Raw genomic sequence first — 8,935 nt, 5'->3', positions numbered from 1 at the left:
ACACCCTGGAAGGGGCTGGTTATGGCCCGCGTGCTGCAAGGGGTGGGCGGGGCAATGATGGTGCCGGTGGGCCGGTTAACGGTGATGAAAATTGTCCCGCGCGCTCAGTATATGGCGGCGATGACCTTCGTCACCCTGCCCGGCCAGGTCGGCCCGCTGCTCGGCCCGGCGCTGGGGGGCCTGCTGGTAGAGTACGCCTCCTGGCACTGGATCTTTTTGATTAACCTGCCGGTAGGGATTATTGGCGCTATCGCCACGCTGATGCTGATGCCCAACTACACGCTGCAAACCCGCCGTTTTGATCTTCTCGGTTTTATTCTGCTGGCCTGCGGTATGGCGACGCTCACCCTGGCGCTGGACGGGCAAAAAGGGCTGGGCATTTCGCCGCTCATGCTGGCCGCGCTTATCGCCGTCGGCGCGCTGGCGATTCTCGTCTACCTGCTTCACGCCAGGGGCAACGATCGGGCGCTGTTCAACCTGCGTCTGTTTCGCACCCGCAGCTTCTCGCTGGGGCTGCTCGGCAGCTTCGCCGGGCGCGTAGGCAGCGGCATGCTGCCCTTTATGACGCCGGTCTTCTTGCAGATAGGGCTTGGCTTTTCGCCTTTTCATGCCGGGCTGATGATGATCCCCATGGTTATCGGCAGTATGGGAATGAAGCGCATCGTGGTACAGGTGGTAAACCGCGTTGGCTATCGCCGCACGCTGGTGGCCTCGACGCTCGGGCTGGCGGCGGTGAGTCTGTTGTTTATGGCCACCGCACTGGCGGGCTGGTACTACCTGCTGCCTGTAGTGCTGTTTGCCCAGGGGATGATCAACTCCATGCGCTTTTCATCCATGAACACCCTGACGCTGAAAGACCTGCCTGACGAGCTGGCCAGCGGCGGCAACAGCCTGCTGTCGATGATTATGCAGCTCTCGATGAGTATTGGCGTTAGCGTTGCCGGGCTGCTGCTTGGGCTGTTTGGTCAGCACCATGTCTCCACGGACAGCGGCATGGCGCATCAGGTCTTCCTTTACACGTACCTCTGCATGGCGGTGATTATCGCGCTGCCTGCGTTTATCTTCGCCCGCGTCCCGAATGACGCCGGTCAGAATGTGGTCATTGCCCGGCGCAACAGGAGACGTTCATGAAAATCTGGCGACCCGGCATCACCGCCAAGCTCTTTCTGGCGATCTTCGCCACCTGCATGGTGCTGCTGATCACCATGCACTGGGCGGTACGCGTGAGCTTCGAGCGCGGCTTTATCGACTACATCAAACACGGTAACGAGCAGCGGTTGCAGATGCTGAGCGACGCCTTAAGCGAGCAGTATGCACAGCACGGCGACTGGCGCTTTCTGCGCAACAACGACCGGTTTATTTTCCAGATCCTGCGCTCATTTGAGCGTGAAAATGAGCACAGCGACGGCCACGATAATCATCAGCCGCCCCCAGGGCCGCCGGGGCCGGGAAACGGCATGCCGCCGCATGGCTGGCGCACCCAGTTCTGGGTAACGGACGCCGCGGGGGATGTGCTGGTTGGCCCGCGCGCGCCGGTGCCGCCGGACGGTACCCGCCGGGCGGTAAAGGTCAATAGCCAGAATGTCGGCTGGGTTATCGCCTCGCCGGTGGAGCGGCTGACGCGCAACACCGATATCAACTTTGACCGCCAGCAGCGGCGAACAAGCTGGCTGATTGTCGCCCTCTCTACCCTGCTGGCAGCGCTGGCGACCTTACCCATGGCCCGCGGCCTGCTGGCGCCGGTGAAACGGCTGGTGGAAGGCACCCATAAACTGGCGGCGGGGGATTTTTCCACCCGCGTGAATCCCGGCAGCCAGGACGAACTTGGCAAGCTGGCGCAGGACTTTAACCAGCTCGCCAGCACGCTGGAGAAAAACCAGCAGATGCGCCGCGACTTTATGGCCGATATCTCCCATGAGCTACGCACGCCGCTGGCGGTGCTGCGCGGCGAGTTAGAGGCAATTCAGGACGGAGTACGCCAGTTCACGCCGGAGTCGGTCGCGTCCCTGCAGGCGGAAGTTGCGACGCTGACCAAGCTGGTTGACGACCTCCACCAGCTTTCGATGTCCGACGAGGGGGCGCTGGCCTATCAGAAAGCGCCGGTTGATATCGTCTCGCTGCTGGAGGTGGCGGCGGGCGCGTTTCGTGAACGCTTTGCCAGCCGCGCGCTGAAAATTACCCTCGCTCTGCCGGAACAGGCGGTAGTGTTCGGCGATCGTGACCGGCTGATGCAGCTTTTCAATAATCTGCTGGAGAACAGCCTGCGCTACACCGACAGCGGTGGTGAACTGCGCATCAGCGCGCAGACGGAGGCCGCCACGCTGTCGCTCTGTTTCGCCGATACCGCGCCCGGCGTTACCGACGCGCAGCTCAGTAAATTATTTCAACGTTTTTACCGCACCGAAGGGTCGCGCAACCGCGCCAGCGGCGGCTCGGGGCTGGGCCTCGCCATCTGCCAGAATATTGTCGAAGCGCACGGCGGCCGGGTCAGTGCCGGGCATTCGCCTTTTGGTGGGGTAAGCATTACAGTAGAGCTACCGCTGGAAAGGGATACAACGAGACACCTATGACAGAGTTACCCATTGATGAGAACACCCCGCGTATTTTGATCGTGGAGGATGAACCCAAACTCGGCCAGCTGCTGATAGATTACCTGCGGGCGGCGAGCTACGCGCCGACGTTAATCGCCCACGGCGACCAGGTGCTGGGCTACGTGCGCCAGACGCCGCCGGATCTGATCCTGCTGGATTTGATGCTGCCGGGCACCGACGGATTGACCCTGTGTCGGGAGATCCGCCGTTTCTCCAATGTGCCAATCGTGATGGTGACGGCGAAGATCGAGGAGATCGACCGCCTGCTGGGGCTGGAAATCGGTGCGGATGACTATATCTGCAAGCCCTATAGCCCACGGGAAGTGGTGGCGCGGGTGAAAACCATTCTGCGCCGCTGCAAGCCCCAGCGCGAAATACAGGCGCTGGACGCGGTGAGCCCGCTGATTGTTGATGAAAGCCGGTTCCAGGCAAGCTGGCGCGCAAAGCCGCTGGATCTGACGCCCGCAGAATTCCGCCTGCTGAAAACCCTCTCCAGCGAGCCGGGTAAGGTGTTCTCCCGCGAACAGCTGCTCAATAACCTTTACGACGACTACCGCGTCGTGACCGACCGCACGATCGACAGCCATATCAAGAACCTGCGCCGCAAGCTGGAAGCGCTGGATGAAGAACAATCCTTTATTCGCGCCGTTTATGGCGTAGGATATCGCTGGGAAGCGGACGCCTGCCGCCTGGATTAACGCGTTACGCCGCATCCGCTATTCCGGGGCCTGTAGCCCGGATAAGGCGATAAGCCGCATCCGGGAAAAACAGCCTGCACCACTCTTTTATTTGCTCTCTGCAACTTCATAAGGATTGCGTTATGTCATTTATGCGCCCGGCGCTGTACACGCTCGCGCTTCTCCCCTGCCTTGTTTACGCCGACGATAGCGATAAAGAACTCGCTGCCGAATGCGCGAAAGTTCCCGGCTATGTTCAACAGGGCGAAGCGGCCTACAAAGCCCGCCAGTATGCAAAAGCGCAGAATGCCTTCGAGTTGCAGGTTGCCTGGGGCGAAACCTGCCGCCTTGACGATAAGTTTCTCGCTACCGCTTACAATAACGTCGCGCTGACCCTGATTCGCCAGGGCGACTACCGCAGGGCCCGCGCCTGGCTGAGCATTGCGCCGGACGATCCTAAATCAGTTTATAACCTCGGCCTGATTAAAGATAAGCTGGCGGCGCTGCCTGCCCCCGCCTCACCCGCAGGGGTTTACTGGCAGTACGCCGGCATGGGCGCATGGAATACCCTGACCCTGAAAGCGGAAAAAACCGCGAATTTCTACAAAGCGGATTTTGAGGGCTACTACTTCGGCATGATGGGGCTATGGAGCGGGCCGAACATGGGAGAATTCAGCGAGCCCGTGCAGCTTAAAGAGGGCAAAGGCGTTATCGCGCTGCGCGAAGCGGATTATATCCATTGCGATATCAGCCTTACCGTCGCCCCCAACGGGCTGGATCTGCAAACCGACCAGCCCGAACAGTGCGGGTTCGGGCATAACGTCAGCGCCAGCGGGCACTATATGCGGGTTGAATAACGCGATTTACTCTCCCCGCCGCAGAGGCTACAATTCCCGCCCTTAAAGTAAGGGATCCTCCCTGCCGCCTTGCCTTGCGAGGCGGATCTGACCTGTCATCAGAACGAGACCATCATGTTTAAACCGGAACTTCTCTCCCCGGCGGGAACGCTGAAAAATATGCGTTACGCCTTCGCCTATGGTGCGGACGCGGTATACGCGGGCCAGCCGCGTTACTCCCTGCGCGTGCGCAATAACGAATTCAACCACGAGAATCTGCAAAAGGGCATCGATGAAGCCCATGCGCTCGGCAAAAAATTCTACGTGGTGGTGAATATTGCGCCGCACAACGCCAAGCTGAAAACCTTTATCCGTGACCTGCAGCCGGTGGTGGATATGGGTCCGGACGCCTTAATCATGTCAGACCCTGGCCTGATTATGCTGGTGCGCGAGCACTTCCCGCAGATGGATATTCACCTTTCAGTACAGGCGAACGCCGTTAACTGGGCAACCGTGAAGTTCTGGCAGCAGATGGGGCTAACCCGCGTTATTCTCTCCCGCGAGCTGTCGCTGGATGAAATCGCCGAAATCCGCGCCCAGGTGCCGGATATGGAGATCGAAATTTTCGTGCACGGCGCGCTGTGCATGGCCTATTCAGGCCGCTGCCTGCTCTCAGGCTATATCAACAAGCGCGACCCGAACCAGGGCACCTGCACCAATGCCTGCCGCTGGGAGTACAACGTTCAGGAAGGCAAAGAGGATGATGTCGGCAACATCGTGCATAAACAGCAGCCGATTCCGGTGCAGACCGTTGAGCCGACGCTGGGCATCGGCGCGCCGACGGACAAAGTATTCATGATTGAAGAGGCCCAGCGCCCCGGTGAATACATGACCGCGTTTGAAGACGAACACGGCACCTATATCATGAACTCCAAAGACCTGCGCGCCATCGCGCATGTGGAGCGCCTGACGCAGATGGGGGTACACTCCCTGAAAATTGAAGGCCGCACCAAGTCCTTCTACTACTGCGCCCGCACCGCGCAGGTTTACCGTAAAGCGATTGACGATGCCGCAGCCGGTAAGCCGTTTGATACTTCGCTGCTGGAAACGCTGGAAGGGCTGGCCCATCGCGGCTATACCGAAGGCTTCCTGCGCCGCCACACCCATGACGATTATCAGAATTATGAGTACGGCTACTCGGTCTCGGAACGCCAGCAGTTTGTCGGCGAATTCACCGGCGAGCGCAAAGGCGAACTGGCGGCGGTGGCGGTCAAAAATAAATTTATCACCGGCGACAGTCTGGAGCTGATGACCCCGCAGGGCAACGTTAACTTTACCCTGGAACATATGGAAAACGGCAAAGGCGAAACCATCACCGTCGCGCCGGGTGACGGACACACCGTCTGGCTGCCGGTGCCGCAGGATATGCAGCTGGACTACGCCCTGCTGATGCGTAATTTCACTGGCCAGAGCACGCGTAATCCGCACGGGAAGTAAGCAGGCTAAGTTATTTTTGGCAAGAGGAAGAATCTTAGAATCGGATCACATACCGTTGCGTTAGTTACGGGTATTATTCTTCCTGCTGAAAAACATAACCCATAAATGCTAGCTGTACCAGGAACCACCTCCTTAGCCTGCGTAATCTCCCTTACGCAGGCTGATTTTTTTTATCCTCTCTGGCCGCCCGTGGGTGCGCAATTCCTATTATCACGCTCTCGCTGCTTTTCTGCTATACACTTTCCATAGTGTAAAAAAATAACCAAGGCATAAACGGATGGCTAATTATCCTGCCAGCTTACTGATTTTAAATGGCAAAAACGCCGGCGACGACACGCTGCGCGAAGCGATCACCCTGCTGCGTGATGAAGGCATGGACATTCAGGTTCGCGTCACCTGGGAAAAAGGCGATGCGGAGCGCTATGTCGCCGAGGCCATTGAACTGGGCGTCGAAACCGTCATCGCGGGCGGCGGCGATGGCACGATCAACGAAGTCGCCACCGCCCTGGTCAAGAGCGCCGGAGAGATTAAACCGGCCCTTGGCATCCTGCCGCTGGGTACGGCGAACGATTTTGCCACCAGCGCCGCTATTCCTGAGACCCTGGATAAAGCCCTCCAGCTTGCCATTGTCGGCAAAGCGGTGCCCGTTGATACCGCCGAAGTGAATGGCGAGACCTGCTTTATCAATATGGCGACCGGCGGCTTTGGCACCCGCATCACCACCGAAACCCCGGAAAAACTCAAAGCGGCCCTTGGCGGCGTTTCGTATGTTATTCACGGGCTGATGCGCATGGACACGCTCAAACCTGACCGCTGCGAAATCAAAGGGGAAAATTTTCACTGGCAGGGGGACGCGCTGGTTATCGGGATTGGCAACGGTCGCCAGGCGGGCGGCGGGCAGCAACTTTGCCCGGAGGCGTTGATTAACGATGGGCTGCTGCATCTGCGTATTTTTACCGGGGACGAGATCCTGCCTGCCCTCTTCACCACGCTTACCCAGCCGGATGATAATCCGCATGTTGTTGACGGCAAATCGGCCTGGTTTGAGGTCAGCGCGCCGCATGACATTACGTTCAATCTGGACGGCGAACCGCTAAGCGGGCAGCACTTTAGCATTAAAGTGCTGCCCGCCGCCCTGCAATGCCGTCTTCCCCCGGACTGCCCGCTGCTGCGCTGAGCCGGGTAAGGAAATTGTGCGGACTGATCCCCTCACCCCGGCCCTCTCCCTGGCAGGGAGAGGGGGAAAACCACAGCATTCGGGACATCAGCCTCAGGAAGGCGCGAACAGCGTCGGCAGCAGCAGACTTAGCTGCGGGAAGTAACAGATCATCGCCATTACCGCAAACAGCGCCAGGAACATGGGCATCAGCGGCCTGACCACTTTATCAATGCTGGTTTTGCCGATACTGCAGCCAACAAACAGAATGGTTCCTACCGGCGGCGTACATAACCCGATAGATAAGTTAAACACCATAATGATGCCGAAATGAATCGGATCGATGCCGAGCGAGTTGGCAATCGGCAGGAATATCGGCGTGAAGATCAGAATGGCCGGGGTGATATCCATAAAGGTGCCCACCAGCAATAAAATAATATTGATGATGAGTAACACAACCCATTTATTGTCCGATACCGAGGTGATCATCTCGTTGATCAGTTCCGGAATATCGGCGTTGGTCATCGCCCAGGACATGCCCAGCGAACAGCCGACCAGCAGCAGAACAATAGAGCTGGTCACGACCGATTCCAGCAGTACCGCAGGCAGGTTACGAAACGATATTTCCCGGTACAGTATGGCCAACAGCAGGCTATAAACCACCGCAATGGCGGACGCTTCCGTCGGGGTAAAGACGCCGCCGATAATGCCGCCAATAATGATGAAAATAAGCAGCAGGCTGGGAATGGCGTCCCAGGTTACCCGCAGGAACTGACGGAAATTAATCCGTTGCGCCACAGGATAATGGTGACGACGCGCATAAACTGCCGCCACGGCCATCAGCGCAACCGCGGTTAAAATACCCGGCAGATAGCCGCCGAGGAACAGCGCCGCGACGGAGGTGCCGCCGCTTGCCAGCGAGTAAACAATCAGCACGTTGCTGGGGGGGATCATCAGGCCAATGGGCGCGGAGGTGATGTTAACCGCCGCGGAAAACGCCGGATCGTAGCCCTCTTTTTCCTGCAGCGGCGCCATAATGCCGCCCACCGCCGCCGCAGAGGCCACCGCGGAACCGGAGATAGCGCCAAACAGCGAGTTGGCCAGCACGTTACAGTGCGCCAGCGAACCCGGCATGCGTCCTACCATCGCCTGTGCAAGATTAACCAGTCGCCGGGCGATGCCGCCGGTGTTCATGATATTCCCCGCCAGCACAAAGAAAGGGATTGCCAGCAATGTAAAGCCATCCAGCCCCACGGTCATTTTTTGCGAAATCACCGAGATGGCAGAGTCAAAAGGTAATGCAGTGACAATCGACAGCAGCGAAGCCAGGCCAATCGAGAAGGTAATAGGAATCCCTACCGCCAGCATAATGGCAAAGCTGCCGAATAATACGATAATTGGATACCAGTACTCTAATTCCATTTTTTACTCCGTTACTGGGATCGCCAGGCTTTAATATTGTTAACTACATGCGTCAGCGTGTAGTAGATCAGAATGACGCCGCATGCCGGCATTACCCAATAGACCTTATCCATCGGCCATTTTAATACGGGTGAAATCTGACTCACGTGGGCGGCTTTTTCCACCACAATTTGCCCGCCGTACAGCATGAACAAAATAGCGAACACGGCGATAACAATCTGAATAAAGCTGTCCATCCACAGTAAATTACGCGGAGATAACTTTTGCGCTAACAGATCGATAGCCAGGTGCTTTTTCAGCCCTGCGGTATAAACCCCGCCAATCAGGATCATCCACATAAATAAAATCTGTGTGAATTCGTCTATTACGCTACTTGGCGAATCAAAAACAAAACGGGCTACAACCTGCCAGGTTACGCAGCAGACCATAATGGCAAGAATAAGGCAGCAGATACCCGCCAGTATTCTGTTAAGAATAAGGGTAATGGTATTCATATTCTAATCCTGTAAACATGGGCGGCGCGGCGCACCGCCCATAAGCGTTACATCTTCTCAACAGCATCCAGGTACTGTGCGGACTGCGCATCCTTCGCGCGGAACTCTTCAAACAGCGGTTTTACGCGCTCCTGAAACGCAGCTTTATCGACTTCAACAATCTGCGCCTTCATGGCTTTGATTTTTTCCATCGCCTCTTTTTCTGCCGCCGGCCAGATGACATTTTTCATCTCCTGCATCGATTCGTCCGCGGTCTTTCTGC

General features: G+C 57.5%; 8 protein-coding genes and 1 pseudogene. 6 read left to right on the top strand and 3 right to left on the bottom strand.

From position 1 onward, the window contains the following. The 6 genes from mdtD to yegS all read left to right on the top strand — a co-directional run. Positions 1-1,131: multidrug transporter subunit MdtD (mdtD, locus tag ENTHG_RS02430; protein WP_071825791.1), on the top strand; the 1,131-nt coding region annotated here is incomplete at its 5' end. After that, the gene (gene baeS / locus ENTHG_RS02425) at positions 1,128-2,570 is read left to right on the top strand and encodes an envelope stress sensor histidine kinase BaeS (RefSeq protein WP_044173102.1); all 1,443 of its coding nucleotides are present in this window, start codon (positions 1,128-1,130) and stop codon (positions 2,568-2,570) included. The genes mdtD and baeS, both read left to right, overlap by 4 nt. Then, positions 2,567-3,289, top strand: coding sequence for an envelope stress response regulator BaeR (gene baeR / locus ENTHG_RS02420; RefSeq protein WP_044173100.1), 723 nt, complete (start codon positions 2,567-2,569; stop codon positions 3,287-3,289). Before baeS ends, baeR begins: the two co-directional genes overlap by 4 nt. A gap of 122 nt (positions 3,290-3,411) precedes the next feature. Further along, positions 3,412-4,125 (top strand): tetratricopeptide repeat protein, encoded by a 714-nt coding sequence (locus ENTHG_RS02415; protein ID WP_044173098.1) that lies wholly within the window; start codon positions 3,412-3,414, stop codon positions 4,123-4,125. Between the two features lie 114 nt (positions 4,126-4,239). After that, a complete protein-coding gene (trhP, locus tag ENTHG_RS02410) occupies positions 4,240-5,601 on the top strand; it encodes a prephenate-dependent tRNA uridine(34) hydroxylase TrhP (protein ID WP_044173096.1) in 1,362 nt (453 codons plus the stop codon). 277 nt (positions 5,602-5,878) lie between these two features. Then, positions 5,879-6,778 (top strand): lipid kinase YegS, encoded by a 900-nt coding sequence (gene yegS / locus ENTHG_RS02405; protein WP_044173094.1) that lies wholly within the window; start codon positions 5,879-5,881, stop codon positions 6,776-6,778. A gap of 93 nt (positions 6,779-6,871) precedes the next feature. Here the strand turns inward: yegS and ENTHG_RS02400 are convergent, their stop codons facing one another. From ENTHG_RS02400 to ENTHG_RS02390, 3 genes and pseudogenes are all read right to left on the bottom strand, one after another. Then, entirely contained in the window at positions 6,872-8,179 is a 1,308-nt protein-coding gene (locus tag ENTHG_RS02400) for a TRAP transporter large permease (RefSeq protein WP_044173092.1), read from the bottom strand. Positions 8,180-8,190: 11 nt separating this feature from the next. Next, entirely contained in the window at positions 8,191-8,673 is a 483-nt protein-coding gene (locus ENTHG_RS02395; protein ID WP_044173090.1) for a TRAP transporter small permease, read from the bottom strand. A 47-nt stretch (positions 8,674-8,720) separates the two neighbouring features. Next, positions 8,721-8,935 (bottom strand): annotated as a pseudogene (locus ENTHG_RS02390) (TRAP transporter substrate-binding protein); the annotation flags it as partial.

This window comes from Phytobacter massiliensis JC163 (assembly GCF_000321045.1).
GTDB lineage: Bacteria > Pseudomonadota > Gammaproteobacteria > Enterobacterales > Enterobacteriaceae > Phytobacter_A > Phytobacter_A massiliensis.
The sequence above is the reverse complement of the archived record's forward strand: the minus strand, read 5'-3'. Positions and strand labels throughout refer to the sequence as shown.